Origin of the sequence: Xanthomonas codiaei (genome assembly GCF_002939785.1) — a bacterium.
Lineage (GTDB): Bacteria > Pseudomonadota > Gammaproteobacteria > Xanthomonadales > Xanthomonadaceae > Xanthomonas > Xanthomonas codiaei.
Genome location: NZ_MDEC01000007.1, coordinates 1 through 24,822, shown reverse-complemented (window position 1 = coordinate 24,822; position 24,822 = coordinate 1). Strand labels below are relative to the sequence as shown.

The 24,822-nt window shown below is 68.1% G+C and carries 25 protein-coding genes, 1 tRNA gene and 1 other RNA gene; 8 read left to right on the top strand and 19 right to left on the bottom strand.

The genetic code is table 11. From position 1 onward, the window contains the following. Positions 1-60 precede the first annotated feature (60 nt). The 4 genes from XcodCFBP4690_RS06845 to XcodCFBP4690_RS06830 all read right to left on the bottom strand — a co-directional run bounded on the left by XcodCFBP4690_RS06845 (position 61) and on the right by XcodCFBP4690_RS06830 (position 3,155). A tRNA-Pro gene (locus XcodCFBP4690_RS06845) sits at positions 61-137 on the bottom strand. Between the two features lie 61 nt (positions 138-198). After that, positions 199-309 carry a cytochrome bd-I oxidase subunit CydX gene (gene cydX, locus XcodCFBP4690_RS06840; RefSeq protein WP_104540244.1) on the bottom strand — a complete coding sequence of 37 codons (111 nt, stop codon included), beginning with the start codon at positions 307-309 and terminating at the stop codon, positions 199-201. Between the two features lie 79 nt (positions 310-388). Continuing rightward, on the bottom strand, positions 389-1,540 hold the full coding sequence (gene cydB / locus XcodCFBP4690_RS06835; RefSeq protein ID WP_104540243.1) for a cytochrome d ubiquinol oxidase subunit II: 1,152 nt from the start codon (positions 1,538-1,540) through the stop codon (positions 389-391). A gap of 16 nt (positions 1,541-1,556) precedes the next feature. After that, positions 1,557-3,155 carry a cytochrome ubiquinol oxidase subunit I gene (locus XcodCFBP4690_RS06830; protein WP_104540242.1) on the bottom strand — a complete coding sequence of 533 codons (1,599 nt, stop codon included), beginning with the start codon at positions 3,153-3,155 and terminating at the stop codon, positions 1,557-1,559. Between the two features lie 177 nt (positions 3,156-3,332). Here XcodCFBP4690_RS06830 and cydD point away from each other — a divergent pair, with 177 nt between their 5' ends. Together cydD and cydC are read left to right on the top strand one after the other, a co-directional pair. Then, the gene (cydD, locus tag XcodCFBP4690_RS06825; protein WP_244183582.1) at positions 3,333-5,045 is read left to right on the top strand and encodes a thiol reductant ABC exporter subunit CydD; all 1,713 of its coding nucleotides are present in this window, start codon (positions 3,333-3,335) and stop codon (positions 5,043-5,045) included. Next, positions 5,042-6,718 (top strand): thiol reductant ABC exporter subunit CydC, encoded by a 1,677-nt coding sequence (gene cydC / locus XcodCFBP4690_RS06820; RefSeq protein WP_104540240.1) that lies wholly within the window; start codon positions 5,042-5,044, stop codon positions 6,716-6,718. Before cydD ends, cydC begins: the two co-directional genes overlap by 4 nt. Before the next feature lie 179 nt (positions 6,719-6,897). Here the strand turns inward: cydC and XcodCFBP4690_RS06815 are convergent, their stop codons facing one another. From XcodCFBP4690_RS06815 to ccmA, 11 genes are all read right to left on the bottom strand, one after another. Further along, on the bottom strand, positions 6,898-7,221 hold the full coding sequence (locus tag XcodCFBP4690_RS06815) for a DUF1294 domain-containing protein (RefSeq protein WP_244183581.1): 324 nt from the start codon (positions 7,219-7,221) through the stop codon (positions 6,898-6,900). Positions 7,222-7,337: 116 nt separating this feature from the next. Beyond that, positions 7,338-8,540, bottom strand: coding sequence for a homoserine O-acetyltransferase MetX (metX, locus tag XcodCFBP4690_RS06810; protein ID WP_104540239.1), 1,203 nt, complete (start codon positions 8,538-8,540; stop codon positions 7,338-7,340). A gap of 137 nt (positions 8,541-8,677) precedes the next feature. Then, positions 8,678-9,691, bottom strand: a complete 1,014-nt coding sequence (locus XcodCFBP4690_RS06805) for a tetratricopeptide repeat protein (RefSeq protein ID WP_167394499.1) — start codon at positions 9,689-9,691, stop codon at positions 8,678-8,680. After that, positions 9,691-10,128, bottom strand: coding sequence for a cytochrome c-type biogenesis protein (locus tag XcodCFBP4690_RS06800; protein ID WP_167394498.1), 438 nt, complete (start codon positions 10,126-10,128; stop codon positions 9,691-9,693). The genes XcodCFBP4690_RS06805 and XcodCFBP4690_RS06800 overlap by 1 nt, the downstream gene beginning before the upstream one ends. Then, positions 10,125-10,727: a DsbE family thiol:disulfide interchange protein gene (locus XcodCFBP4690_RS06795; RefSeq protein WP_104540237.1), complete on the bottom strand. Its 603-nt coding sequence runs from the start codon at positions 10,725-10,727 to the stop codon at positions 10,125-10,127. The genes XcodCFBP4690_RS06800 and XcodCFBP4690_RS06795 overlap by 4 nt, the downstream gene beginning before the upstream one ends. Further along, positions 10,720-12,657 carry a heme lyase CcmF/NrfE family subunit gene (locus tag XcodCFBP4690_RS06790; RefSeq protein WP_104540236.1) on the bottom strand — a complete coding sequence of 646 codons (1,938 nt, stop codon included), beginning with the start codon at positions 12,655-12,657 and terminating at the stop codon, positions 10,720-10,722. The genes XcodCFBP4690_RS06795 and XcodCFBP4690_RS06790 overlap by 8 nt, the downstream gene beginning before the upstream one ends. Positions 12,658-13,038: 381 nt before the next feature. After that, positions 13,039-13,488, bottom strand: a complete 450-nt coding sequence (gene ccmE, locus XcodCFBP4690_RS06785; RefSeq protein WP_104540235.1) for a cytochrome c maturation protein CcmE — start codon at positions 13,486-13,488, stop codon at positions 13,039-13,041. Then, on the bottom strand, positions 13,485-13,655 hold the full coding sequence (locus XcodCFBP4690_RS06780; protein WP_104540234.1) for a heme exporter protein CcmD: 171 nt from the start codon (positions 13,653-13,655) through the stop codon (positions 13,485-13,487). The genes ccmE and XcodCFBP4690_RS06780 overlap by 4 nt, the downstream gene beginning before the upstream one ends. Beyond that, the gene (locus XcodCFBP4690_RS06775; RefSeq protein WP_104540233.1) at positions 13,652-14,404 is read right to left on the bottom strand and encodes a heme ABC transporter permease; all 753 of its coding nucleotides are present in this window, start codon (positions 14,402-14,404) and stop codon (positions 13,652-13,654) included. Before XcodCFBP4690_RS06775 ends, XcodCFBP4690_RS06780 begins: the two co-directional genes overlap by 4 nt. 112 nt (positions 14,405-14,516) lie before the next feature. Next, positions 14,517-15,209 carry a heme exporter protein CcmB gene (gene ccmB, locus XcodCFBP4690_RS06770; RefSeq protein ID WP_104540232.1) on the bottom strand — a complete coding sequence of 231 codons (693 nt, stop codon included), beginning with the start codon at positions 15,207-15,209 and terminating at the stop codon, positions 14,517-14,519. Further along, positions 15,206-15,850 (bottom strand): heme ABC exporter ATP-binding protein CcmA, encoded by a 645-nt coding sequence (gene ccmA / locus XcodCFBP4690_RS06765; protein WP_104540231.1) that lies wholly within the window; start codon positions 15,848-15,850, stop codon positions 15,206-15,208. Before ccmA ends, ccmB begins: the two co-directional genes overlap by 4 nt. Positions 15,851-16,096: 246 nt before the next feature. On the opposite strand from ccmA, the gene XcodCFBP4690_RS06760 reads away from it, so the two are divergent. Then, a complete protein-coding gene (locus XcodCFBP4690_RS06760; RefSeq protein WP_104540230.1) occupies positions 16,097-17,245 on the top strand; it encodes a pyridoxal phosphate-dependent aminotransferase in 1,149 nt (382 codons plus the stop codon). Positions 17,246-17,390: 145 nt separating this feature from the next. Then, on the top strand, positions 17,391-18,194 hold the full coding sequence (locus XcodCFBP4690_RS06755; protein WP_104540229.1) for an amidohydrolase: 804 nt from the start codon (positions 17,391-17,393) through the stop codon (positions 18,192-18,194). A 201-nt stretch (positions 18,195-18,395) separates the two neighbouring features. On the opposite strand, the gene XcodCFBP4690_RS06750 is transcribed toward XcodCFBP4690_RS06755, so the two are convergent. Further along, the gene (locus tag XcodCFBP4690_RS06750) at positions 18,396-19,160 is read right to left on the bottom strand and encodes a glutaminyl-peptide cyclotransferase (protein ID WP_104540228.1); all 765 of its coding nucleotides are present in this window, start codon (positions 19,158-19,160) and stop codon (positions 18,396-18,398) included. A gap of 165 nt (positions 19,161-19,325) precedes the next feature. On the opposite strand from XcodCFBP4690_RS06750, the gene XcodCFBP4690_RS06745 reads away from it, so the two are divergent. Both XcodCFBP4690_RS06745 and XcodCFBP4690_RS06740 read left to right on the top strand, forming a co-directional pair. Continuing rightward, positions 19,326-19,763, top strand: coding sequence for a hypothetical protein (locus XcodCFBP4690_RS06745; protein ID WP_104540227.1), 438 nt, complete (start codon positions 19,326-19,328; stop codon positions 19,761-19,763). A 277-nt stretch (positions 19,764-20,040) separates the two neighbouring features. Further along, positions 20,041-20,115, top strand: a non-coding RNA gene (locus XcodCFBP4690_RS06740) — sX9 sRNA. Positions 20,116-20,119: 4 nt separating this feature from the next. Here XcodCFBP4690_RS06740 and XcodCFBP4690_RS06735 read toward each other — a convergent pair. From XcodCFBP4690_RS06735 to XcodCFBP4690_RS06725, 3 genes are read right to left on the bottom strand one after another with little or no spacing between them, the layout of a single operon-like run. Next, positions 20,120-21,724, bottom strand: coding sequence for a pseudouridine synthase (locus XcodCFBP4690_RS06735; protein ID WP_104540226.1), 1,605 nt, complete (start codon positions 21,722-21,724; stop codon positions 20,120-20,122). After that, positions 21,717-22,937 carry an SMC-Scp complex subunit ScpB gene (gene scpB / locus XcodCFBP4690_RS06730; RefSeq protein WP_104540357.1) on the bottom strand — a complete coding sequence of 407 codons (1,221 nt, stop codon included), beginning with the start codon at positions 22,935-22,937 and terminating at the stop codon, positions 21,717-21,719. The genes XcodCFBP4690_RS06735 and scpB overlap by 8 nt, the downstream gene beginning before the upstream one ends. Continuing rightward, positions 22,876-23,781, bottom strand: coding sequence for a segregation and condensation protein A (locus XcodCFBP4690_RS06725; RefSeq protein WP_104540225.1), 906 nt, complete (start codon positions 23,779-23,781; stop codon positions 22,876-22,878). Before XcodCFBP4690_RS06725 ends, scpB begins: the two co-directional genes overlap by 62 nt. 366 nt (positions 23,782-24,147) lie before the next feature. Here XcodCFBP4690_RS06725 and XcodCFBP4690_RS06720 point away from each other — a divergent pair, with 366 nt between their 5' ends. Both XcodCFBP4690_RS06720 and XcodCFBP4690_RS06715 read left to right on the top strand, forming a co-directional pair. Then, complete coding sequence (locus XcodCFBP4690_RS06720) at positions 24,148-24,447, top strand: YciI family protein (RefSeq protein WP_104540224.1); 300 nt, start codon at positions 24,148-24,150, stop codon at positions 24,445-24,447. Next, positions 24,444-24,713: a BolA family protein gene (locus XcodCFBP4690_RS06715; protein WP_104540223.1), complete on the top strand. Its 270-nt coding sequence runs from the start codon at positions 24,444-24,446 to the stop codon at positions 24,711-24,713. Before XcodCFBP4690_RS06720 ends, XcodCFBP4690_RS06715 begins: the two co-directional genes overlap by 4 nt. Positions 24,714-24,822 lie beyond the last annotated feature (109 nt).

The following is a 24,822-nucleotide window of genomic DNA, read 5'->3' as shown; positions in this document are numbered from 1 at the left end:
TCCGTGCAGCGGCGCCTGAAAACACAAAACCGGCACGAGGCCGGTTTTGTGTCTTGAAACTGGTCGGGGAGACAGGATTCGAACCTGCGACCTCTACGTCCCGAACGTAGCGCTCTACCAGACTGAGCTACACCCCGAAGGAGCCGCGTATGTTACACAGGGAATGCGGAATCGACAAGCATCTGCTGCAACTATTTTTCAAAGCGGCGGTTGGCTGCGCTCCGGCTCGCGTGCCTCGAACCACATGCCGTTGAGCACGGCGGCCAGTGCAGCCAGGCCGGTGCCGAGAATCCAGGCGAAATACCACATCGGTGTGCTCCTTGAAGTCGATGAAAGCGGGATGGCGAGCCGCCGCGGCAATGCACGCGCAGTGCCGCAGCAGTGCGACTCAGTACGCGTTGGGATTGGCAGATACTGCGTCGGCAGTGACCTTGCCGCGCAGCACGCGGTACACCCAGGCGGTATAGGCCAGGATGATCGGCATGAACACGCTGGTGGCCAGCAGCATGATCCACAGCGTGAGCCGGCTGCTGGAGGCATCCCACAGCGTCAGGCTCGCGCTGGGCACGCTGGAGGAGGGCAGCAGGAACGGAAACAGCGCAAAGCCCACGGTGAACACGACGCCGACGATGGCGCTGCCGGAGGCGATGAATGCCAGGCCGCCGCGGCGTGCGCGCAACAACAGTGCGCTCATCGCCAGACCGAGCAGGCCCAGCAGCGGCGCCAGCAATGTCGCCGGCATGCTGCTGTAGTTGTGCAGCCAGCCACCGGCAGCGGTGACTGCGGCGGTCTTGGCCAGCGGATTGGTCTGCGCATCGGTTGCCAGCACCGAGGTCACCGCATAACCGGGCAAGCCAAGCGCCACCCAGGCACCTCCCGCGGCGAACAACAGCGCCGCACACACTGCCGCGCTGCTGCCCAGGCGCGCGGCCCGGTCGGCCACCGGTCCATCGGTCTTGAGCACCAGCATCGCCGCGCCGTGGGCCAGCAACATCGCCACGCTGAGCAGGCCGGCCAGCAGTGCGAATGGCCTCAACAGCCCGAATAGATTGCCGGTGTAGAACGTGCGCATGCTGTCGTCGAAATGGAACGGCACCCCCAGCAGCACGTTGCCCACTGCCACGCCCATGATCAGCGCGGGAATGAAGCCGCCCACGAACAGGGCCCAGTCCCAGCTGTCGCGCCAGCGTCGATCGGCCAGCTTGCCACGGAACTTGAAGCCCACCGGGCGCAGGATCAACGCGAACAGGAGGACGAACATCGCCAGGTAGAAGCCGGAAAAACTCGCCGCATACAGCGGCGGGAATGCGGCGAAGATCGCGCCGCCGCCCAGGATCAGCCACACCTGGTTGCCTTCCCAGACCGGGCCGACGGTATTGATCACCAGCCGGCGCTGCGCATCGTCCCTGGCAACGAACGGCAGCAGTGCGCCAACGCCGAGGTCGAAGCCGCCCATCACCGCATAGCCGGACAGCAGCACGCCTAGCAGCACCCACCAGATCACGCGCAAGGTGGCGTAGTCGAGTAAAACGAAATCCATGAGGTCTCTCCTGCGATTACGGGGCGCTGCCGGCGAGTGCGCCGGTACTCAGCGGTGCGGTGGGTGCGGGTGCGTCGTGCGCCGGGTTGGACGGGAACAACGCGTCCGGCCCCTTGCCGATGGTCTTCAACGACAACTTGATCGCGATCACCAGCAGCGTGGTGTACAGCGCGGTGAAGCCCACCAGGGTCAGCACGATCTGGTACAGATCCAGCCCCGACGCTGCATAGAAGGTGGGCAGCACGCCTTCCACCGCCCACGGCTGGCGGCCGTATTCGGCCACGAACCAGCCGCATTCGATCGCGATCCACGGCAGCGGCAAGGTCCATAGCGCCAGCCTCAGGAACCAGCGTTTTTCCTGGAAGCTGTGCTTGCAGGCGAACCAGAATGCGACGGCGAAAAAGGCGATCAGGTAGAGGCCGATGGCAGCCATGATGCGGAAGGTCCAGAACAGCGGCAGCACGCGCGGCACGGTATCCATGGCCGCCTGCGCGATCTGCTCGGGCGTGGCGTTGCCGATATCGTCGCGATAACGCTTGAGCAGCAGGCCGTGGCCCAGGTCCTGCCAGTGCGCATCGAACACCTTGCGCGCCTCGGCATCGTCCTTGTCGGCACGCATGCGTTGCAGCGCGCCGTAGGCGATCTGCCCGCCGCGGATGCGGTGCTCGGCGCGTTCCACCAGTTCCAGGATGCCGGGGATCGGCGTATCCAGCGAGCGGGTGGCGATCAGGCCCATCAGGTAGGGAATCTTGACCGCGTAATCGTTGCGATGCGTCTGCTGGTTGGGAATGCCGAAGGCGGTGAAATCTGCCGGTGCGGCTTCGGTTTCCCACATCGCCTCGATCGCCGCCAGCTTCATCTTCTGGTGTTCGTTGGCCGCGTAGCTGCTTTCATCGCCCAGCACCACCACCGACAACGACGACAGCAGGCCGAATGCCGCGGCCACCGCGAACGAGCGGCGCGCCATGTCCAGGTGTCTGCCGCGCAGCAGGTAGAACGCGCTGATCGACATCACGAACACTGCGCCCAGCACGTAGCCGGCGCTGACGGTGTGCACGAACTTGGCCTGCGCCACCGGGTTGAACAGCACCGCGACAAAATCCACCACCTCCATGCGCATGGTGTCCGGGTTGAACACCGCACCGGTGGGGTGCTGCATCCAGCCGTTGGCGATCAGGATCCACAGCGCGGAGAAATTGCTGCCCAGCGCCACCAGCCAGGTGACGACCAGGTGCTGCACCTTGCTCAGGCGGTTCCAGCCCAGGAAGAACAGGCCCAGGAAGGTCGCTTCCAGGAAGAACGCCATCAGCCCTTCGATCGCCAGCGGCGCGCCGAAGATATCGCCCACGTAATGGCTGTAGTACGACCAGTTCATGCCGAACTCGAACTCCATCACGATGCCGGTGCCGACCCCCATGGCGAAGTTGATGCCGAACAGCACGCCCCAGAACATGGTCATGCGCCGCCAGATCGGCTTGCCGGTCATGACGTAGACGCTTTCCATGATGCCGAGCAGGAACGACAACCCCATGGTCAGCGGCGGGAAGATGAAGTGGTACATCGCGGTGACTGCGAACTGCAGCCGCGACAGTTCAACAACGGTCGAATCGATCATGGCGGGCGGGCCTGGTTGGGTGTCGATGAAGGAGGTGGGCCGATCATCTGCGCTTGCCGCGCCATGCGCGTTGATCCAGATCAATGCGGCCCGCACACGGTGCGGCACACTGTCCGTCCCGACAGGGGAAGGAGGCGACTTACAATCGCCCGCAGTGAGCAGTCTTCGGAACGCAATGTGAGTCAGCCCAGCGCACGCGCCAGCGAAACGCCCGACCAGCGCCGTCAGCGCGGCCAATGGCTGGACGCGCTGGCCGCATCGGCCACGCGACCGCGCCGCCTGGCCGGCATGGCGGTGGCGGTGTCGGGCGTCTTGCTGCTGGCACAGGCTGCCGCCATCGCCTGGTTGCTGCAGGCGGTGCTGGTCCAGCATCTGGCCCTGCTGCAGTTGCGCGAGGTGGGCGCCGGCCTGCTGCTGGCGGCGCTCGGCCGCGCCCTGTTGACGGCCTGGGCGCAGTCGTTGACCGGCGAGGTGGCCGATATCGCCAAACGGGAGCTGCGTGCGCGCATTGCCCGCCGCCTGGTGCAGCACGGGCCGGTGTGGCTGCGCCGGCAACGCAGCGGCGAGCTGGGCGAACTGAGCCTGGCGCACACCGATGCGCTGGAAGGCTATTTCGTCGGGTATCAGCTGGCGCGCACCGAAATGCTGCTGGTGCCGCCGCTGATCCTGATCGCGGTGTTTTCGGTCGATTGGGTGGTGGGCCTGGTGCTGCTGCTGACCGCGCCGCTGATTCCGTTCTTCATGATGCTGGTGGGCTGGGGCGCCGAGGCGGCCGGCCGCGAGCAATTGCGCGAGCTGGCCCGCATGGGCGGGCATTTCGCCGACCGCCTCAAGGGCCTGGGCCTGCTGCGCGTGTATGGCCGCGGCCAGGCCGAACTGAGCGGCATTGCCGCCGCGGCCGAAGGCGTGCGCGAGCGCTCGCTGAAAGTGCTGCGCATCGCCTTCCTGTCGTCCACCGTGCTGGAGTTCTTCGCCTCGGTGAGCGTGGCGATCATTGCCTTGTACTTCGGCCTGAGCTATCTGGGCATGCTCGACCTGCACGGTCTGCCCACGCTGGGCGCCGGCATGTTCTGCCTGTTGCTGGCGCCGGAATTCTTCGCGCCACTGCGGCGGCTGGCCGCGCATTACCACGACCGGGCCAATGCGCTGGCCGCGGTGGCCGAGGCCGAGCGCTTGCTGGACGGATTTGCGGACAACGCCGCCATCGCCGTCGCACTGCCGCTGCCCGTTGCGGCCGAGGCGGCGCAGGCGCAGATGCCGTTGCTGCAGGCGCGCGAACTGGCGCTGCGTCCTCCCGGCGCGCCGCAGCTGGTGGTCGAGCGGTGTTCGCTGGTGCTGGAACCCGGGCAACGGGTGGCGGTGATCGGCGCCAGCGGCAGCGGCAAGAGCACGCTGCTGGAAGGCCTGGCCGGCTGGCTCACCCCGCAGGCGGGCAGCGTGGTGCTGCGCCCCGGCGCGCGGGTGGGCTATGCCACGCAACGGCCGTATCTGTTCCATGGCAGCATTGCCGACAACCTGCGCCTGGCCGACCCGCAGGCCAGCGACGCGCGGCTGCATGCCGTGGCCGAGGCTGCACAGGTGATGCGCTTTGCCACGCACCTGCCGGAGGGCCTGCACACGGTGATCGGCGAGCGCGGATTCGGGCTCTCCGGTGGCGCGTCGCGTCGCGTCGCGCTGGCGCGGCTGCTGCTGCGCGAGCCGGAGCTGTTGCTGCTGGACGAGCCCACCGCCTTCCTCGACCCGGACACCGAAGCGGAACTGCTGCGCACGCTGGGCGCGTTCGCACGCGGCCGCGCGGTGGTGCTGGCCACCCATAGCGCGGCGGTGATGGCCTGGGCCGATACGGTGATCGACCTGCGTGGGGCACGCGTCACGGTGGAGTCGCCATGAGCGCGGCACATCACGACCGTCTGCGCGCGGTGTTCGTTCGGCATGCCTGGCGCCTGGGGCTATCGGCACTGCTGGTGCTGGTCACCTTGCTGGCGGGGGTGGGCCTACTGGCCTTGTCCGGCGGGTTCCTGACCGCCGCCGCCCTGGCCGGCGTGGTCGGCATGGGCGCCGGCTTCAATTTCTTCTCGCCCTCGGCCGGCATCCGCGCATTGACGTTCGCGCGCATCGTCTCGCGCTACGGCGAGAAACTGATCGGCCACGATGCCACCTTGCGCATCGCCCGCGATCTGCGCGTGTGGTTCTTCCGCCGCGCCTTGCCGCTGGCGCCGGGGCGCCTGTCGGCCACGCGGACCGGCGATCTGCTGGCGCGGCTGATGTCGGACATCGGCGAGGTCGACGGCGTGAGCGTGCGTGCGCTGGCGCCGCTGGCGGCACTGCTGGGCATCTGGGTGGCCGGCGTGGTTGCCGCCGGGTTGATCCATCCACCCGCGGCCCTGGTGTTGCTGGCGCTGGGTGTGGCGATTGGCGGGCTGGTGCCGTGGCAGGTGGCACGCGGCGGCGCGCAGCGCGAAAGGCTGCGCGCGCAGCAGCGCACCCAGCTGCGCACGCAGGTATTCGAGGGCCTGGAAGGCGCGGCGGATCTGGCGGCGGTCGAAGGGCAGGAAGCCTGGCTGCAGCAGGTCGATGCGGCCGCTGCGGCGCTGGCGGACGGCGATCGCCTGCAGCGCCGGCGCTTGATCGCCGGCAACCTGCTGCATGCGCTCTGCGGCGGCATCGGGCTGGCCGGCATGCTGTGGCTGGCCCTGCGCGCCGCCGAGCAGGGGGCGATCACCGCCGAACTGGCGGCCGCGCTGGTGTTTCTCACCATGGCCCTGCTGGAAGTGTCGGCCGGCGCCGGGCTGGCCCTGCAGGCGTTGCAAAGCGCACGCGTGGCCGCCTCGCGGCTGCAGGCCATCGTCGACCAGGCGCCCTCGGTCAGCGACCCGGTGCAGGCCGTCGCGCTACCGCGCACGGGCGCGTTGCAGCTGCAGCAGGTCTCCTTCGCCTGGCCCGGCAGCGTGCGTCCGGTGCTGCGCGGGCTCGACCTGCGCCTGGAAGCCGGCGAGCGCATCGCCATCAGCGGCGACAGCGGCAGCGGCAAGAGCACCTTGTCGGCGCTGCTGCTGCGGTTGTGGGATCCGCAGGCCGGGCAGGTCGGCTATGCGGGCATCGACCTGCGGCAGTGCGCGCAGGCGCAGTGGCATCGGCGCATTGCCTGGTTGCCGCAGAACGCCCCGGTGTTTGCCGGCAGCGTGCGCGAGAACCTGCTGATCGGCGACGCCGCCGCCAGCGATGCTGCGTTGTGGGCGGTGCTGGACCAGGTGCGTCTAGGCGACTGGGCCCGTGCGCAGGACGGGCTGGAGACCTGGGTTGGCGAGAACGGTGCCACGCTGTCTGCCGGGCAGGCACGCCGCCTGGCGCTGGCGCGCGCCTTGCTGCGCGATGCGCCCATCCTGCTATTGGACGAACCCACCGACGGGCTGGATGTGGACACCGCCTACGCCTTGCTGCTGGATCTGGCCGCCGCGCTTGGCCAGCGCAGCCTGGTGATGATCACCCACGACAGCCTGCCGGCCGGCGTGGTGCACCGGCATTACCGCCTGCGTGATGGAACGCTGCAGCCGCTGCAGTGAGCGGCCTCGCCATGGCTGGGTCCTGGAGCGGCGAACTGACCACAGCACGCAGTCGTCAGGTAGGCGTGGATGGCGCCGGAGTGTATGCGTGGTGCACGCCGCACCGGGCACCGGCCGCGCCTGCATCGCGACTGCGCACTCGCTTTGTCAGCCACTCATAAGCACAGGCATGGCGCGCTTCAGCGCGCCAGATACACCGCCCAGGCCAGCGCCGCGGCGTTTGCGAGCGCGCTGCCCCAGAACGCGATCTGGAACGAGGTCTTGACGGTCTTGTGCCGGAACAGCGATTGCGCCAGCAGCGCGCCGGGCCAGCCGCCGAGCAAGGCGATGGCATGCAGGGTGGCTTCCGGGGTGCGGCGCTGGTCGCGCATCGCTGCGGTCTTGTCCAGCCGGTAGGCGATCAGCGCGGCAATGCTCGTTACCGCGTACCAGAGCGCGATCGCAACCGGCAGGCGATCTGCGAGCACCAGGCCGAGCATGCCGACCGCGAACAGGCCGGCCAAGAGCCTGCGCGGTAGCGCGCCACGGGCGGTCGGCCTCGATCGGGATCTGGATCCAGCAGCCACGCCACTGGCGGTCTGCGAGGAGCGCGATCTCGATCGGGATGGGGACCTGGCAATCAGCAGGCGTCCAGAAAGTCGCGCACCGCCGGGCCGAATCGCGCGAAGTCCACCAGGAAGGCATCGTGGCCCTGCGGCGAATCCAGGCCGATGAAGCGGGCATCGGCGCCGCCGGCGCGCAGGCCATCGGCGATCTGTTCCTGTTGCTGCACCGGGAACAGGATGTCGGTGTTGGCGCCGATCGACAGCGCGCGCGCGATGCGGATGCGCGACAGGCCGGCCAGCACCTTGCCATCGCTGGAGTCCTGGCTTGCCGATGCGTTGCCGACATGCGCGCCGGCGTCGCGGGCTGCAGCTAATGGCGTCTGTGCGCTCGGTGCCGGCTCGGCGTAGTCGGCCAGATCGAACCAGTCCATTGAGCGGCTCAGGTACAGATAGCAGTTGGGATCGAAGAAGCGCACGAAGCGGCGCGCGTGGCCTTCCAGATAGCTTTCCACCTGGAATTCCAGCCCGAACGGATCGTCGTCGGCCTGTTCGGAATCCAGCCGCACGCGGCCGAAGCGGCCATCCCATTCCAGCGCCGAGCGATAGGTGATCACGCCGAGCTTGCGTGCCATGCGCATGCCCGATTCCGGGTAGCTGGTGTCGTCGTAATGACCGCCGTTCCAGTTGGGGTCCAGCCGGATCGCTTCGCGCTGCAGCGAGCGGATGGCGATAGAAAACGGCAGGGCCTGCGCGCTGCCGGAGATGTTGATATGGCTGCGTGCGATGCCGGGATGGCGCAGCAGCAGCGCCAGCGCGGTCATGCCGCCCATCGAGTTGCCGATCAGGCAGGCCAGTTGCGCGATGCCCAGCGCGCGCACCACATCGGCGGCGGCATCGGCCACGTCTTCGATCGACAGGTCCGGAAAGCGCAGCCGATAGCGCTCGCCGGTGGCCGGATCGATCGAAGCCGGCCCGGTCGAGCCCTTGCAGCTGCCCAGCGAATTGACGCAGACCACGAACCAGCGCGTGGTGTCGATCGGCTTGCCCGGCCCGACCATTGCCTCCCACCAACCCGGCTCGGGGTTGCCCGGGTTGGCAGCGGCATGCGCATTGGGCGAGAGCCCGGTGACAATCAGCAGCGCATTGCTGCGATCGGCTGCCAGCGTGCCCCAGGTTTCGTAGGCGATGCGCGCCCGATGCAGGGCGCCGCCGCGCTTCATCGGAAACGGCGAGGGCAGGGCGTGGAATAGCGTGCCGGTGGGGATGAATTCGGTCATGAGATCGGGAATCGAGAATCGAGATTCGGGATTTGGTAGTAGAGAGTAGCTGCTGGCCGTGCTGTCGTGGCCAGGGCGAAGGCAGGCTGCGAAACCGTGAATGCCGTGGCGGCTGCTGTACGCAGAATCGCTTGTTGTCAGCGTCCGATCACCAGCTCCACTGGGCCGCTGGCGGGCAGTTGCACGGTGACCGGCGTGCTTTCCACATCGTCGGCCTGGCGCATGGCGTTGCCGCTGCGCGACAGCCGCGCCAGTACCTGAACATTGCCCAATGACGACAGAGCGCGGGTGGGCATCGGGCTGTCGCCGTCGTCCAGGGTGATGGTTAGCGGCAGTTCGCTGAGGGCGTGTTTTTCCACCGCCACCGGCATCGGCGTGTCGGCTGCGCGGGCGATCACGAACACGCTGGTGTCGCCGGGCAGCGCGGTGCGTTTGGCAAATTCCGCATCCAGCGCGACGCGCACGCTGATGCGTTTGCCGGCCGCCGCATCGGCGCCGCTCGTGGCCGCTGCCGGCAACGCTGCCAGCCCGGCTTCCTGGCGGGCGGCGTTGATCTGTTCGAGCAGGCCGGGGCGGGTGCTGGCGTCGACCACCTGCAGCAAGGGCTCCCAGGTGGCGCTGGCCTTGGCCGGCTGGCCGGCCTGGCGCTGCACCACGCCCAGAAACCAGCGTGCGCGCTGGTGGTCCGGTTGCACGCTGAGCGCATGCTCGAGCAGGCGCAGCGCCTGCGGATCCGGGCGGCCGCTGTCGTCGGCCAGCATGCGCGCCTGCGCGGCGGCCACCAGTACGTCAGGTTCATCCGGCCGTAGCGCCACCGCCCGCGCGAAGGCGTCGCGGGCCTCGGCGAACTTCTGCTGGCTGGAGAGCGAGCGACCCAGCAGCAACCAGCCTTCGGCCTGATCAGGATTGCGTGCCAGGGCTGCGCGCAGCTGCACGATGGCCTCGTCCAGCGTGCGTGGCGTGTCCGGGCGGTTGGCGGCCAGTTCGATCGCGCCCGGCGTGCCCACCAGCCAGTACAAGGCCGCGCTGGCACCCATTAGCAGCGCCGCCATGCTGGCGGCCAGCCCGCGCGCCTGCCGCCACAGCGGCCGCAGCACCACTCCAAAGGCCAGCAGTGCAATGGCCACCACCGCAATCACGAAACCGACCATCACCACTCCTGCTCGTCGGGCGGCAGCGCGGGCGCGGCGGCGCTGCGGCGGCGTACCAGCATGACCACCGCCGTGCCGCCCAGCAGCAGGACCAGCAACGGGCCAAACCACAGCAACCAGGTGCGCGATTCCACCTGCGGGCGGTACAGCACGAATTGCCCGTAGCGCGCGACCAGGAACTCACGAATCTGCGCATCGCTGCGGCCCTGCTGCATCAGCGCCAGCACTTCGCGGCGCAGATCCTGGGCGATCTGCGCGTTGGAATCGGCCAGCGACTGGTTCTGGCATTGCACGCAGCGCAGCTCGGCGGTCAGCGCGTGGAAGCGTGCCTCCTCGGCGGCGGAACGGTAGTGCAGCGGCGCGTGATCGCCCACCGGCTGGGCCACGGCCAGCCAGGGCAGCAACAGCAGCAGCGTCAGCAGCCAGGCGCGGCTCATGGCTTGGCGTGTAGATCCGGGGCGGCGCTGGGCGAGCGTTCGATCCGGCTCAATGCCGGAATCAGCTGGGTGTCGATGATGGACTGGGTGAGCATGCCGCTGTACTTCCAGCGCACCACGCCGCGCCCGTCGACCAGGAAGGTTTCCGGCGCCGCCGCAATGCCGAAGTCGATGGCGGTGCGCCCGTCGACGTCGGCCACCACCAGCAGGTACGGGTTGCCCAATTGCTCGAGCCAGCGCAGGGCGTCGGCGCGCTCGTCCTTCCAGTTGTAGCCGATCACGCGCACCCGCTTGGTCAGCGCGAACTTGCTCAGCACCGGGTGTTCTTCGCGGCAGGCCGGGCACCAGCTGCCCCATACATTGATGATGTAGGGCGCGCCACGCAGCTCGCGCGCGTGCACCACGATGCTGGGGTCGTGCAGCAACGGCAGCGCGAACTCCGGCGCCGGCTTGCCGATCAGCGCCGAGGGCAGGGCATCGCGATCGTCCTGGCCCGAGCGCACCACCGCATAGACCAAGAGTGCCGCCAGGGCGAGCAGCAGCACGATGGCGCCCACGAGAACCGCAGTGGGCAGGCGGGGCGAACGCGACTCAGACATCTTGGATCTCCGCAGGACGACGAAAACGCCGGTCGGCCGCGGTGACCAGGCCGCCGAGCGCCATCAGCAGCGCTCCCAGCCAGATCCAGCGCACGAACGGCTTGAGGTGGACGCGCACCGCCCAGGCCTGGTTGCCCAGCGGTTCGCCAAGGGCGACATACAGGTCGCCAAACGGGCCAGGGCGGATCGCCGCCTCGGTCAGGGTCTGCCCGCCGCTGGCGTAGCGGCGTTTTTCCGCATGCAGCCTGCCGACCGGCACATCGTCCTTGAACACCTGCAGGTTGGCGCGGTCGGACAGGTAGTTCGGCCCGCGCAGTTCTTCCAGATTCTCGAAGTGCAGCGCGTATCCCCCGATCTCGATCTGCTGGCCGGGTGCCAATGCGACCTCGCGCTGCAGGCTCAGCGATTCCACCAGCAGCGCGCCGGCCAGGAAGACCGCCACGCCCAGGTGCGCCAGCGCCATGCCCAGCATCTCGGCGGTGAAGCGCCGGCCCTTGGCGGCATGCCGCGTCCACAGGAAGCGCAGTGTGCCCAACAGCACCCATGCCGCGCCGGTGACGCCGATGGCTGCCTTCAGCTGCCCCTGCGGTGCCACGAACCAGGCCAGCACGCCTGCGGCCAGCGCCAGGCCGGCCCAGGGCGCCAGCAGCGCCAGCGGTCGCGAGGCCTGTTCGCGCTGCCAGCGCGTAAGCGGGCCAAACGGCAGCAACGCTACCAGCGGCGCCATCAACACCAGGAACAAAGTACCGAAGTAGGGCGGGCCCACCGACAGCTTGCCCAGCCCCAGCGCATCGGCCAGCAGTGGGTACAGCGTGCCCAGCAGCACCATCGCGCAGGCGCAGGTCAGCAGCAGGTTGTTGAGCAATAGCAGCGTCTCGCGCGAACTGCCGGCGAACGCGCGGCGCGGATCGTCGCCAGGGCTCATGCGCGGCGCGCGAAGCGCGTACAGCAACAGCGAACCGCCCACTACCGCCAGCAGGAACACCAGGATGAAGAGGCCACGCGACGGATCGGCGGCGAACGAATGCACGCTGGTCAGCACGCCCGAGCGCACCAGGAAGGTGCCCAGCAGCGACAACGCGAAGGCGGCGATCGCCAGCAACAGCGTCCAGCTGGCGAAGCTGCCGCGCTTTTCGGTGACCGCCTGCGAATGCAGCAGCGCGGTACCGACCAGCCACGGCATGAAGCTGGCGTTTTCCACCGGATCCCAGAACCACCAGCCGCCCCAGCCCAGCTCGTAATACGCCCACCAGCTGCCCAGCGCGATGCCCACGGTGAGCATGGCCCAGGCCACGTTGGTCCAGGGCCGGGTCCAGCGCAGCCAGCGCGCGTCCATGCGTCCTTCCAGCAGCGCGGCGATGGCGAAGGCGAACGGCACCGCAAAGCCGACATAGCCGCAGTACAACATCGGCGGGTGGATGATCAGGCCCGGGTCCTGCAGCAGGGGATTGAGGTCGGCGCCTTCGGGCGGCACCGGTAGCAGGCGCGCGAACGGATTGGAGGTGAACAACAGGAAGGCCAGGAAGCCCACGCTGATCAGCGCCATCACCCCGAGCACGCGCGCCACCACCTGCGCCGGCAATTGCCGCGACCACAGCGCCACCGCACCGGTCCACATCGCCAGCACCAGCGTCCACAGCAACAGCGAGCCTTCGTGCGCGCCCCAGACCGCCGAGTAGCGATAGATCACCGGCAACAGGCTATTGGAGTTTTCGGCCACATAGCGCACCGAAAAGTCCTGCACCAGGAACGCGTGCGTCAGCAACGCGAACGCGGTGGCAATCAGACCCAGCTGCACCAGCGCCGCCGGCCGTGCCACCGCCATCCAGCTGGCATGCCCGCGCTGCGCACCGGCCAGCGGCAAGGCGGCCTGCACCAGCGCGACCAGCAAGGCCAGGACCAGCAGGAAGGTGCCGAGCTCAGGAAGCATGGGGGAGCCGGGACCGGGGACCGGGGACCGGGGACCCGGGGAAAGCAGGGTTCCTGGCGCGGCTGAGATGCGTGCGAGGGGCAAGCGTTACGCGGTCTTTGAAGGCAGCGTGGTGTTTGTGAGCGCCGGGGCCGGGGACCGGGGACCCGGGGAAAGCAGGGTTCCTGGCGCGGCTGAGATGCGTGCGAGAGGCAACCGTTACGCGGCTTTTGAAGGCAGCGCGGTGTTTGGGAGCGCCGGGGCCGGGGACCGGGGGGCGGGGGACATTCAGGTCTGTGGCTTCGCCGAGACGCGCGCGACAAGCTACTGCTGGCAGGCCTGCGCTCGCGATAACGCGCCTTTCCCGGGTCCCCGGTCCCGGGTCCCCAGTCCCGAGGCGCCTCACTGCGGCCCCTCCACCCGATGCTTGCGATGCGCATCGCCCATCTTGTCGGCCACTTCCTTGGGCATATAGGTTTCATCGTGCTTGGCCAGCACGTCTTCGGCCACGAATACGCCTTGCTGCATGCGGCCTGTCGCCACCACCGCCTGACCCTCGCGGAACAGGTCGGGCAGGATGCGGTCGTAGCGCACCGGCAGCTGCGCATCGCCATCGGTGACGCGGAACTGCGCTTCCAGCGACCCGGAGGCGCGTTTGAACGAGCCTTTTTCCACCATGCCACCGAGCCGGAAGCGCGCGTGTTCGCCGGCATCGCCGCGCAGCACTTCCGAGGGCGTGTACAGATACGCCACGTTGCGCTGCAGGGCCATCGCCACCAGCGTGGTCGCCAGTCCGCCGGCCAGCACCAGCGCGAGCACCAGCCACAGGCGGCGCCGCCGTTGCGGGTTCATCGGCTCAGCTCCGCATCGCTGGGCAGGGTGCGCTTGCGCTCGCGCAGGCGGCGCGCCTGGGCGGTCTTCAATGCGCGACGCACCTGCCAACGGCCGGCGATCAGGTCCCACAGCAGGACCAGCACGAACACGGCGTAGGCGGCGATGACATACGGCAGATAGCTCATGCGGCAGTGTCCTGCGGCTCGCGCACGATCCAGGCCTTGCCGGCCTCGCGGCGCAGGTTGTCGGCGCGTGCGCGGGTGAGCAGCGACCCGGCAAACCAGAATTTGGTGCCGATCACCATCAACCACAGCGGCAGCAACATGCTGGCATCGATGGTCGACGGGCCGAACAGGCGGATGCTCTGGCCCTGGTGCAGCGAATTCCACCACACCACCGAATAGCGGATCACCGGCAACAGCACCACCCCCACGATCGCCAGCAGGCCGGCCGCGCGTGCCGCCTGACGGCGGTCGTCGATGGCGTGGTACAGGCCGATCACGCCCAGATACAGGAACAGCAGGATCAATTCGGTGGTCAGGCGCGGGTCCCAGTCCCACCAGGCGCCCCACATCGGCTTGCCCCAGATGCTGCCGGTGAGCAGGGTGATTACGGTGAACGCCGCGCCGATCGGTGCGCACGCCATCGCCAGGATCTCGCACACCTTGATGCGCCAGATCAGCGCAATGGCCGCGTACAGCGCCATCAGGCCGAACACGAACAGGCTCATCCACGCGCTGGGCACGTGGATATACAGAATGCGGAAGCTGTCGCCCTGCTGGTAGTCGGCCGGCACCGCGAACAGGGCCTGCCAGATCCCCGCGCCCAGCAACAGCGCAGCCAGCGCGTAGCACCAGGGGGCCCAGCGCGCGGTGAAACGGTCGAAGATCGGGGGCGAGGCGAGTTGGTGGAACCAGCGGACGACGACGTTCATGCGATGGCGGTGGCTCTTGGCATGGCGATGGCTCTTTGCATGGAGACAACTCTCGGTACGACGTCGCGGTACGGCCTACGGTCTGCCATCAGCGGTGCATCTGCAACGTCGATCAGCTGAGCGAGATCCGGATCGCCGCCGCCGCCGCCAGCGGTGCCAGCACGATGCCGATCACCAACCCTGCGCCCAGCAACAACAACGCACCCACCGCATCCTGCCCTTGTCCACTGGCCGCCACGCTGCCGGCACCGAACACCAGCACCGGCACGTACAGCGGCAACGCCAGCAACGCCACGAGAATACCAGAGCGCTTCATGGTGACCGTCAGCGCCGCGACCACTGCGCCGAGCAGGCTCAGAATCGGTGTGCCCAGCGCCAACGATGCCAGCAGCACCGGCAATTGGTCATGCGGCAGGTGCAGCAATTCGCCCAGCAATGGCGTCACCGCAATCAACGGCAGCGCGCTGGTAGCCCAATGCAACAGCACGCGTATCGCGATCAACCAGGCCAGCGGCACCGGCGCCAGCAACCATTGCTCCATCGATCCATCTTCCACGTCGCTGCGGAACAGGGCATCCAACGACAGCAGGCCGGCCAGCAGGACCGATAGCCACAGCACCGCAGGTGCGGCCTGTGCCAGCAGGTCGGGGCGCCCGCCCAGGCCCAGCGCGAACAGCACCACGATCAGCAGCGCGAACAGCGCCGGCTGCAGTGCGTCGCTGCGACGGCGCCACAGCAATTGCAGATCGCGACGGACCAGCGCGCGGGCCGCTTGCAGCAAGGACGGCTGCGACGACGGTGTCATGCCGCGGCCTCCAGGGTGAGCATGCGGGTGCGCACCGGTGGTGCCGCGTAGGCGCCGTGGGTGGTGACCAGTGCCGCGCCACCGCCGCGCAGGTGCGCGGAAATCATCCGGTTGACCAGGGTGATGCCGTCCAGGTCCAGGTTGGCGTAGGGCTCGTCCAGCAACCACAACGGAGCCGGCGAAAGCCACAGCCGGGCAAGCCCCAGCCGCTTGCGTTGGCCGGCAGAGAGCTGCCGCACCAATGCATCCTCGTAACCGGCCAGGCCCACGATGGCCAGCGCGCTGCCGGGCATCTGCTTGGCGCGGCGGCCATGCAGGCCGCACAGGAAGTGCAGGTTCTCCAGCGTGCTGAGGTCGGCCTTCAGGCCGGGCAGGTGGCCCAGGTAGGCCATGAAGCGGCTGCGGTCGCCACGCTGCGCGGTCTTGCCGTCGATCTGGATCTGCCCGCGCTCCACCTGCAGCAATCCGGCCAGCACCCGCAGCAACGTGGTCTTGCCGGCGCCGTTGTCGCCTTGCACCAGCAGGGCTTCGCCGGCATCCACATGGAAATCCAGCGGGCCGAACACCGGCTCTTCGTTGCGGCTGAAGGCCAGCGCGCGCGCCGCCAGCAGCGGGGGCGCAGTGTGCAGCGGTTCGATCATCGGCGCAGCGGGCTCCCGTCGCAGGACGGCATGGGGTGGGCGAACAGGTGCCGGGCCATCGCCAACAGGCAACCGGCGCGACACCCTGTGAAGCAGGGCGCGCATTGTAGCGACGATGGCGCGCTGCCGGGGGCGCGTTCGGTGGGGTGATGTGTCCGGGAACGCTGTATTGCATCGCTCGGGCGCAACCGCCTGGCGGCTTTGCGTACACTCGCGGTCCCCCCGTTTGTTGCCCGGACAGGCCCGATGCCCCTCACCACCAAGCTGCCCAAGGTGGGCACCACCATCTTCACCGTCATGTCGCAGCTGGCGGCCGAGCACGGCGCGGTCAACCTGGGCCAGGGCTTTCCCGATTTCGCGGTGCCGCAGCGGCTGGTCGACGAACTGACCAGGGCCATGGCCGCCGGCCACAACCAGTACCCGCCGATGACCGGCGTGGCCGCGCTGCGCCAGGCCATCGCCGGCAAGGCGCAGCGTTGCTACGGCGCGCAGGTCGACGCCGATACCGAGATCACCGTCACCAGCGGCGCCACCGAGGCCATCTTCAACGCCATCCACGCGGTGGTGCGCGCGGGCGAAGAGGTGATCGTGCTGGACCCGGCCTACGACTGCTACGAGCCGGCGATCGAACTGGCCGGCGCGCGGGCGGTGCATGTGGCGCTACACCCGCAGACCTTCGCGGTGGACTGGGACGCGCTGCGCGCGGCGATCACGCCCAAGACCCGCCTGCTGATGATCAACTCGCCGCATAACCCGTCCGGCGCGATGCTCTCGGCCGACGACCTGCAGACGCTGACCGAACTGCTGCGCGGCACCGAGATCTTCCTGTTGTCCGACGAGGTGTACGAGCACATCGTGTTCGACGGCCGCCGCCACGAGTCGGTGCTGCGCTGGCCGGAGCTGCGCGAGCGCGCGTTCGTGATCTCCAGCTTCGGCAAGACCTACCACTGCACCGGCTGGAAGATCGGCTATGCGATCGCCCCGCCGGCGCTCACCGCCGAATTCCGCAAGGTGCACCAGTACAACACGTTCACCAGCTTCGGCCCGGCCCAGCACGCCTTCGCCGCGATGATCCGCGACGAGCCCGAGCACGACGAGCAGCTGGGTGCGTTCTACCAGGCCAAGCGCGACCGCTTCCGCGAACAGTTGCTGACCACGCGGTTGAAGCCGCTGCCCGTGCCCGGCGGCTATTTCCAGCTGGTGGATTACTCGGCGATCAGCGATCTGCCCGACACCGAATTCGTGAAGTGGCTGACGATCGAAAACGGCGTGGCCGCGATCCCGCTGTCGCCGTTCTATGAGAATGCCCCGGCTGGTCAGCGTCTGGCGCGGCTGTGCTTCGCCAAGAACGATGCGACATTGGATGCGGCGATCGAGCGTTTGCGCAGGCTCTGAACAGCTGGGATTCGGGAGTCGGGATTGGGGATTGGCAACGGCGGTTGGTCGTTTGTTGACGAGTTCGCACAATGCCGATGACAGGAAGCCACCCGAAGCCCGCCGTTCGAATCCCCAATCCCCACTCCCGAATCCCGAGCCTTCAATGCACGACCTGCGCATCTCCCTGATCCAAGGCGACACCCGCTGGCACGATCCGGCCGGCAATCGCGACTACTACGCTGGATTGCTGGAGCCGCTGGCCGGGCAGAGCGATCTGGTGATCCTGCCGGAGACCTTCACCAGCGGGTTCTCCAACGACGCCATCGACAAGGCCGAAGGCATGGACGGGCCAACCGTGGACTGGGTGCGCACGCAGGCGGCGCGGTTGGGTGCGGCGGTGACCGGTAGCGTGCAGTTGCGCACCGAGCACGGTGTGTTCAACCGACTGTTGTGGGCCACGCCTGACGGTGCGTTGCAGTACTACGACAAGCGCCACCTGTTCCGCTTCGGCAACGAACACCTTCGCTACGCGGCCGGACGCGAGCGTCTTTGCGTGGAATGGAAGGGCTGGCGGATCAATCCGCAGGTCTGCTACGACCTGCGCTTCCCGGTGTTCTGCCGCAACCGCTTCGATGTGGAGCGCCCGGGCCAGCTGGATTTCGACCTGCAGTTGTTCGTGGCCAACTGGCCTTCGGCACGTGCCTACGCCTGGAAGACGCTGCTGCGCGCACGCGCGATCGAGAACCTGTGCTTCGTGGCGGCGGTCAACCGCATCGGCGTGGACGGCAATCAGCTGCACTACGCCGGCGACAGCGCGGTGATCGATTTCCTCGGCCAGCCGCAGGTGGAAATCCGCGAACGCGAACAGGTGGTCACCACCACCATCAGCGCCGCCGCCCTGGCCGACCACCGCGCCCGGTTCCCGGCGATGCTGGATGCCGATAGGTTCGGGATTCGTGATTCGTGATTCGTGATTGGTGCAAGCCACTGCAGCCCAGGCCGCAGCGCTCCCGCTGTTACCAATCTCCAATCCCGAATCTCAAATCCCGGCTGCTGGTTGAGATCGGGGATTAGGGATTCGCGATTCGGGATTGGTGCAAGCCACCGCAGCCTCAGGCGCCAGCGCGCCCGCTGTTACCAATCCCCAATCCCGAATCCCGAATCCCATCTACTCACCCACCTTGATCTCATAGATCTTCGGCCAGCGCTTGCCGGTGACGAACAGGCGGTCGTGTTCGGCGTCGTAGGCGATGCCGTTGAGTACGTCGTTGGTCGGGTCGGTCAGGGTGTCCGCCTCCGGTACCAGCGCCTTGAGGTCGATCCAGGCGACGACCTTGCCGCTGGCCGGGTCGATGCGCGCAATGCGGGTGGTCAGCCAGACATTGGCAAATAGCTGGCCCTTGACCCATTCCAGCTCGTTGAGATTGTCCAGTGGCCGGCCGCGTGCGGTGACGGCGATGCTGCCGGTCTGCTTCAGGCTCTGCGGATCGAGCTTGCGGATGCGCGCGCTGCCGTCGCTCATGTAGAGAGTGTGCGCATCGCTGGTCAGCGCCCAGCCCTCGCCGGGATAGCTGAACTGCCCGCGCGGCGTCAGCGTGGCCAGGTCGTAGATGAAGCCGCGCTGGTTGCGCCAGGTCAGCTGGATCAGCCGGTCGTCCCAGGCCACGATGCCTTCGCCGTAGTAGGGAAGCGGTGTCTGCGCCTGCTGTAGCACCCGGCCGGTGTCCAGCTCGACCTTGCGCACCCGCGACTGGCCCAGCTCGCCGGTGCTTTCGTAGAGATAGCCATCGCGATAGAACAGGCCTTCGGTGAAGGCGGTGGTGTCGTGCGGATAACTGCGCACCACGGTATAGGCCTGGGTGGGAATGGCCTCGGCGCAATGCGCAAACGGCGACACCAGGGCGGCGGCAAACAGGAGGGCAGGGCGTGACATGCCGGCATGATCCCATGCCGTGGGCACGATGTGCAGCGGCGCCTACACCGCGCGCGACCAGCTAATGCTGGGCTGAACAGCCGCCGCGTAGGTCAGTGGGCGTTGTCGCGGCTGCCACATCGGCGCTGCTAGTCTCGCGCCACTTCCACCACCGGCACCGCACACATGATCAAGTCCCTGTCTCTTCTCGCGCTGCTCGGCGCGGCAACGCTGGCTCCGCAGGCAAAGGCCGCCGGCAATATCGACTGCCAGCTCTCGTTCAACCTGTCCGGCTGGTCGGTGTTCTACAAGACCGCCAGCGGCACCGGCACCATCAAGTGCGACAACGGTGCGGTAATCCCGGTCAAGATCTCCAGCAAGGGCGGCGGCCTGACCGTGGGCAAGTCCAAGATCACCGGTGGCCGTGGCACGTTCTCCGGCGCCTACAGCCTGGACGATCTGTTCGGCACCTACGCGGCGGCCGAAGCGCACGCAGGCGTGGTGAAGTCCAGCACCGCACAGGTGGTCACCAAGGGCGACATCTCGCTGGCGCTGGCCGGCACCGGCGAGGGTGTGGACCTGGGCGTCAACGTCGGCAACTTCGTGATCGAGCGCCGCAAGTAAGCCACGCCATCAGGAACGCGCGTCTGCGGGCGCGCGTGCTGCGATGACGCGGTACCTGCCGATTGCCCGATGCCATGATCGTCGAATAACAAGTGCAGGCAGGCTTGCTGCAGTCCTGGCTTGTGGCACTCGATCTGCTGTCATGCCGCCGGCAGGCGCTTATGAAAACGGCCCTTTGCAGGGCCGTTTTTTTGCGTGCGTAGCCGCCAGGACTTAAGAGCCGCCAGCAAAACGACTGCGCGGCCGCCAGGCGGGCGCGGTCGCTGCTCGGTGCGGCATGTACCACGCGTACACTGCGCTTCCTCCGCGCCGTCCGCACCACCTGACCAGCGCTCGTTACGTTTTGTTAGCCGCTCTTAGCGACCGCGATTGCCGCCACCGGGCGGGCGACGGTTGCCGCCGCCCGGCGGACGGCCGCCCGGGCCACGCGGGGCGCCACCCGGACCACCCGGACCACGATTGGCCGAGGCCGGGCCGCGGTTGCCGCCCGGACCCGGACGACCGCCGCTGGGGCGACCGGCGGGACGTGCTGCCCCATACGGATTGAAGCCCGGAGTGGCGTGGTCGGACGGGAAGATCGGCGCATTGCCCGGATGGCCGTAGGGATGCTTGCGCTGCCCCTGGCCTTGGCCCTGCGACTGGCCCTGACCACCGGCACCGCCGCGGCCCTGTCCGCCGGCACCCGGACGTGCACCGCCCGGGCCCTTCTTGGCATACGGGCGCGTCTGGCCGGTGCCGTTGCCACCGGGGCCGGCATTGCGATGACCACTGGGGCCGGTGCTCACGCCATCGGGCACATACCAGCTGCGGAACGCGGCCGGGTTGCCGTCCGGCAGCGAGCGGTCGCCCTTGGCCGGGCCACGCTGCTTGAAGGGACGCTGCTGCGACTGCTTGGCCGCGGCTTCGCCACTGACGGTCAGGCCGCCCTTGAAACCACCGGACTTGCCGCGACCGCGGCCGCCGCGGTCTTCGCGGAAATTGTCGAAGCGGCGCAGTTCACGCCCTTCATCGGCACCGGAGGTCTGCCCATTGACGTAGGCATTGCTGCGGCCGCCATCGCGCGCGACATGCACGGTGGACTTGGCAGCGCGGCGCTGGCCGATCACCGGCTGCAGGGTCAGCGCCGAGGGCGCGCCTTCTTCCAGCTTGAGTTCGGCGCGCAGCGCGTCGACCTTGTCCTGCGCCACTTCCACCGACTGCCCGCGCAGCAGTTCGCGCGGCAGCGAGATCTTGCCGTAGCGGCTGCGCTTGAGGCGGCTGACCTGGCAGCCCTGCGATTCCCACAGGCGGCGCACTTCGCGGTTGCGGCCTTCCTTGACCACCACGCGGAACCAGTCGTGCGAATCGGTGCCGCCGATGCGTTCGATCTCGTCGAACTTGGCGCCGCCGTCTTCCAGCAACACGCCGCGCGACAGGCGCTCGATGATGGCGTCGGAGACTTTTTCCTCGCCTTCCGGGGCGCGCACGCGCACCACGTACTCGCGCTCGACCTCGTAGGAGGGATGCATCATCGCATTGGCCAGCTCGCCATCGGTGGTGAGCAGCAGCAGGCCGGTGGTGTTGATGTCCAGGCGGCCGATGGCGATCCAGCGCGAGCCCTTCAGTGCCGGCAGCGACTCGAACACGGTCGGGCGGCCTTCGGGATCTTCGCGCGTGGTCACTTCGCCTTCGGGCTTGTTATAGATCAGCACGCGCGCCGGCTCGGTCAGCGCGCTGGCCACGAAGCTGCGGCCGTCCAGTTCGATCTTGTCGCCGCTGCGCACCGACATGCCGGTCTGCGCGACGGCACCATTGACCTTGATCAGGCCATCGGCGATGCGCTGCTCCAGCGCGCGGCGCGAGCCCAGGCCAGCCTGGGCCAGTACCTTGTGCAGGCGCTCTTCCAGCTTGGGCGCTTCGGGCGCGCTGTCGCGCTTGAGGGAAAGCTTGTTCAACGACAGCTTGCGGGGGGTGTCACTCATGTGTCTGGCTCCGGCCGACGCGTTGCGGGTCGGCCTCTGGGTCGGAATCGGCTTCGTCAACAGCCACGGTCGTCGTCGCGACGGCGTTGTCTTCGTCTTCGTTCGCTGCATCCGCGCGCGTGCCCGGCGCGGTGTCGGGGTCGCCCTCGCGGGCGGCATCGGGGTGTTGCGTGTTCGGGTCCTGCGCCGAGGCGGGCTCGGGGTGCTGCGGTGTGCCGGGGTGCGGCTCGTCGGCATCGCGGTGGTCGCGGCTGACGGCGTCGTGCCGGTGCGGGTCTTGCTCGTGGTCCAGCGTGCCATCTGTTGCGCTGCCGGGCTGCGCTGCAGCGCTTTCGATGGCGTCGTCGGCCTCGCTGCCGTTATCGGCAGGGGCGGCGTTCTCTTCATCGGCAGGTGCGGCGGCGTTGTCGGTGGACTCAGCCGGGGTGGCGCCGGCATCTGCCGTCGAGGAAGCCTCGCCCATCGCGGCATCTGCATCCGTATCGCCGCCGGCTGCGTCATCGGCCGCATCGGCATCCGCTTCGTCCTGGTCGGCCTGCAACGATGCCGATGCCGGCACTGCGCCGTCCAGCTGGCCATCGCGGTCCAGCGGCAGCTGCGGCTCCAGCTCGGCGATGTCCTTCAGCTCGGACAAGGGCGGCAGCTCGTCCAGCCGCTTGAGCCCGAAGTAATCCAGAAAGCCCTTGGTGGTGCCGAACAGCGCCGGCTTGCCGGGCACGTCGCGGTGGCCGACCACGCGGATCCATTCGCGTTCTTCCAGCGCCTGGATGATGTTGCTGCTGACCGCCACGCCACGCACCTGCTCGATCTCGCCGCGGGTTATCGGCTGGCGATAGGCGATCAGCGCCAGGGTTTCCAGCGTGGCGCGGGTGTACTTGGTGCGGCGCTCGGTCCACAGCCGTGCCACCCAGCCATGTACATCGGCCTTGACCTGGAAGCGGAAGCCGGAGGCCACCTCGACCAGTTCCACGCCGCGCTCGGCGCAGCCTTCGCGCAGCAGCTCCAGCGCGCGCTCGACGCTGCCGGGCGGTGCCGGCTCTTCTTCGGGAAACAGGCCCTGCAGCTGCGCCAGCGTCAGCGGCTGGCTGCTCGCCAACAGGGCGGCTTCGATGATGCGGGTGATCAGCGCTTGATCCATTCGGCGATCGGCTTCAGGTAGGTTCGTTGGCAGCATCGCTGTCATCGAATTCGCTGGAGAATTGCAGCGGCGCATTGGTATTTCCCAACGCCAGCGACTTCACGTAGATCGGCGCCAGCGGCGCTTCCTGCACGATGTCCAGCAACTGCTCCTTGGCCAATTCGAGCAGCGCCAGGAAGGTGACCAGCACGCCGAGCTTGCCTTCCTCGGCGGTGAACAGCGATTCGAAACGGTAGAACTTGCCGTCGTCCAGGCGGCCGAGCACATCGCCCATGCGCTGGCGCACGCTCAGCGCCTCGCGCTTGATCGCGTGGCCGCTGAACAGCTCGGCGCGTTTGAGCACGTCGTACAGCGCCATCAGCATTTCTTTCAGTTCCACCGGCGGCGGCAGCTTGACTGCGGCGCGCTCGGGCAGATGCGCCTGCACCGGCGCGCTGTCGCGGCCCATGCGTGGCAGCGTGTCCAGATCCTCGGCGGCCTGCTTGAAGCGCTCGTATTCCTGCAGGCGGCGTACCAGCTCGGCGCGTGGGTCTTCTTCTTCGCCATCCTGGCTGGGCGGGCGCGGCAACAGCATGCGCGATTTGATCTCGGCCAGGATCGCGGCCATCACCAGGTATTCGGCCGCCAGTTCGAAGCGCAGCTCCTGCATCACGTTGATGTAGTCCACGTACTGCCGGGTGATCTCGGCGACAGGGATGTCCAGGATGTCTAGGTTCTGCCGGCGGATCAGGTACAGCAGCAGGTCCAGCGGACCTTCGAAGGCATCCAGGATGACTTCCAGCGCATCCGGCGGGATGTACAGATCCTGCGGAATCTGCAGCACCGGTTGCCCATGCACCACCGCCAGCGGCATTTCCTGCTGCTGTGGCGGCGCGCTCGTGGCTGGCGGAGTCGCGACGTGCGCGAGTTCGGAATTCATCAGGTCGACATCGGGTCTTACGGTCGCCGGCCGCGGTCTTGAGCCGCGCCTGCAGGGCTTTGCCTTGAGTTATTGCGATCAATGTCGTGCCTGCGCCGGCACGATCCCACATATCTACATTCGCCAATCCACATGCAAGCAGGCGCCGCGTGGCATGCGGCGACGGAACAGCGAGGAGGTCGTCTACGCGGGCCGGCGGTGGGCAGCGAATCGGTCGTCGGGAAGAGCGTTGAGCCTGTGCCGACGGGCCGCTGCGTCCGGTTGCGTGTGCAGTGGTGCCAAGGGTAATGCGTGCGCGGGGGCGGTGTCCAGCGCCGGGCCGGCTAGAATCCCGCGGTGATCTCCAAGTCCTGGATGAGGTGGCGTGTGTGGTACGTAATCGAAGGCTATGACCGGGCCGATGCGCTGGCCGCGCGGCAACAGGCGCGACCGGCGCATCTGGCGCGCCTGCAGGCGCTGGCCGCGGCCGGCAGGCTGCTGGTGGCGGGGCCATGCCCGGCCATCGATGCAGAGGATCCGGGTCCGGCCGGCTTCAGCGGCAGCGTGGTGATTGCCGAATTCGATGCACTGGAGCAGGCGCGTGCCTGGGCCGATGCCGATCCCTATGTGGAAGCGGGCGTATATGCGCGCATCGAGGTCCGGCCGTTCCGGCGGGTGCTGCCATGAGCCGGGTCGAGCGGATCCGCGTGGCCCTGCAAACGGCGCTGGCGCCCACCGAACTGGAGGTGGTGGACGACAGCCACCGGCACGCCGGCCACGCCGGCGCGCGCGATGGGCGCGGGCATTTCAATGTGCGGGTGGTCAGTGCCGTGTTTGCCGGCAAGCCGCCGTTGGCGCGCCATCGGGCGGTCTACGCCGCCGTCGGCGAGATGATGCAGACCGATATCCATGCCTTGTCGATCGAGGCCTTCGCGCCGGGTGAAACCGGCTAGCCGGAGCGACCAGGCCGCGTCGTGTAGATACCGTCTTGCCCCTCACCTGGCAAGGGCTTTCTGTGGGTCAAATGCGGTGCCCGATTTGAGGACGCCATAGACCAGATGC

Excerpts from the sequence above, each read along its gene's own strand:
- XcodCFBP4690_RS06795 (WP_104540237.1), bottom strand. The coding sequence starts at position 10,727 with ATGTCTGAGTCGCGTTCGCCCCGCCTGCCCACTGCGGTTCTCGTGGGC.
- ccmB (WP_104540232.1), bottom strand. The coding sequence starts at position 15,209 with ATGACACCGTCGTCGCAGCCGTCCTTGCTGCAAGCGGCCCGCGCGCTG.
- ccmA (WP_104540231.1), bottom strand. The coding sequence starts at position 15,850 with ATGATCGAACCGCTGCACACTGCGCCCCCGCTGCTGGCGGCGCGCGCG.
- XcodCFBP4690_RS06805 (WP_167394499.1), bottom strand. The coding sequence starts at position 9,691 with ATGGTCGGTTTCGTGATTGCGGTGGTGGCCATTGCACTGCTGGCCTTT.
- cydC (WP_104540240.1), top strand. The coding sequence starts at position 5,042 with ATGAGCGCGGCACATCACGACCGTCTGCGCGCGGTGTTCGTTCGGCAT.
- XcodCFBP4690_RS06775 (WP_104540233.1), bottom strand. The coding sequence starts at position 14,404 with ATGAACGTCGTCGTCCGCTGGTTCCACCAACTCGCCTCGCCCCCGATC.
- cydB (WP_104540243.1), bottom strand. The coding sequence starts at position 1,540 with ATGGATTTCGTTTTACTCGACTACGCCACCTTGCGCGTGATCTGGTGG.
- ccmE (WP_104540235.1), bottom strand. The coding sequence starts at position 13,488 with ATGAACCCGCAACGGCGGCGCCGCCTGTGGCTGGTGCTCGCGCTGGTG.
- XcodCFBP4690_RS06760 (WP_104540230.1), top strand. The coding sequence starts at position 16,097 with ATGCCCCTCACCACCAAGCTGCCCAAGGTGGGCACCACCATCTTCACC.
- XcodCFBP4690_RS06725 (WP_104540225.1), bottom strand. The coding sequence starts at position 23,781 with ATGAATTCCGAACTCGCGCACGTCGCGACTCCGCCAGCCACGAGCGCG.
- metX (WP_104540239.1), bottom strand. The coding sequence starts at position 8,540 with ATGACCGAATTCATCCCCACCGGCACGCTATTCCACGCCCTGCCCTCG.
- XcodCFBP4690_RS06755 (WP_104540229.1), top strand. The coding sequence starts at position 17,391 with ATGCACGACCTGCGCATCTCCCTGATCCAAGGCGACACCCGCTGGCAC.
- XcodCFBP4690_RS06830 (WP_104540242.1), bottom strand. The coding sequence starts at position 3,155 with ATGATCGATTCGACCGTTGTTGAACTGTCGCGGCTGCAGTTCGCAGTC.
- XcodCFBP4690_RS06745 (WP_104540227.1), top strand. The coding sequence starts at position 19,326 with ATGATCAAGTCCCTGTCTCTTCTCGCGCTGCTCGGCGCGGCAACGCTG.
- XcodCFBP4690_RS06790 (WP_104540236.1), bottom strand. The coding sequence starts at position 12,657 with ATGCTTCCTGAGCTCGGCACCTTCCTGCTGGTCCTGGCCTTGCTGGTC.
- XcodCFBP4690_RS06750 (WP_104540228.1), bottom strand. The coding sequence starts at position 19,160 with ATGTCACGCCCTGCCCTCCTGTTTGCCGCCGCCCTGGTGTCGCCGTTT.
- XcodCFBP4690_RS06800 (WP_167394498.1), bottom strand. The coding sequence starts at position 10,128 with ATGAGCCGCGCCTGGCTGCTGACGCTGCTGCTGTTGCTGCCCTGGCTG.
- cydX (WP_104540244.1), bottom strand. The coding sequence starts at position 309 with ATGTGGTATTTCGCCTGGATTCTCGGCACCGGCCTGGCTGCACTGGCC.
- XcodCFBP4690_RS06780 (WP_104540234.1), bottom strand. The coding sequence starts at position 13,655 with ATGAGCTATCTGCCGTATGTCATCGCCGCCTACGCCGTGTTCGTGCTG.
- XcodCFBP4690_RS06715 (WP_104540223.1), top strand. The coding sequence starts at position 24,444 with ATGAGCCGGGTCGAGCGGATCCGCGTGGCCCTGCAAACGGCGCTGGCG.
- scpB (WP_104540357.1), bottom strand. The coding sequence starts at position 22,937 with ATGCGCCGCTGCAATTCTCCAGCGAATTCGATGACAGCGATGCTGCCA.
- XcodCFBP4690_RS06735 (WP_104540226.1), bottom strand. The coding sequence starts at position 21,724 with ATGAGTGACACCCCCCGCAAGCTGTCGTTGAACAAGCTTTCCCTCAAG.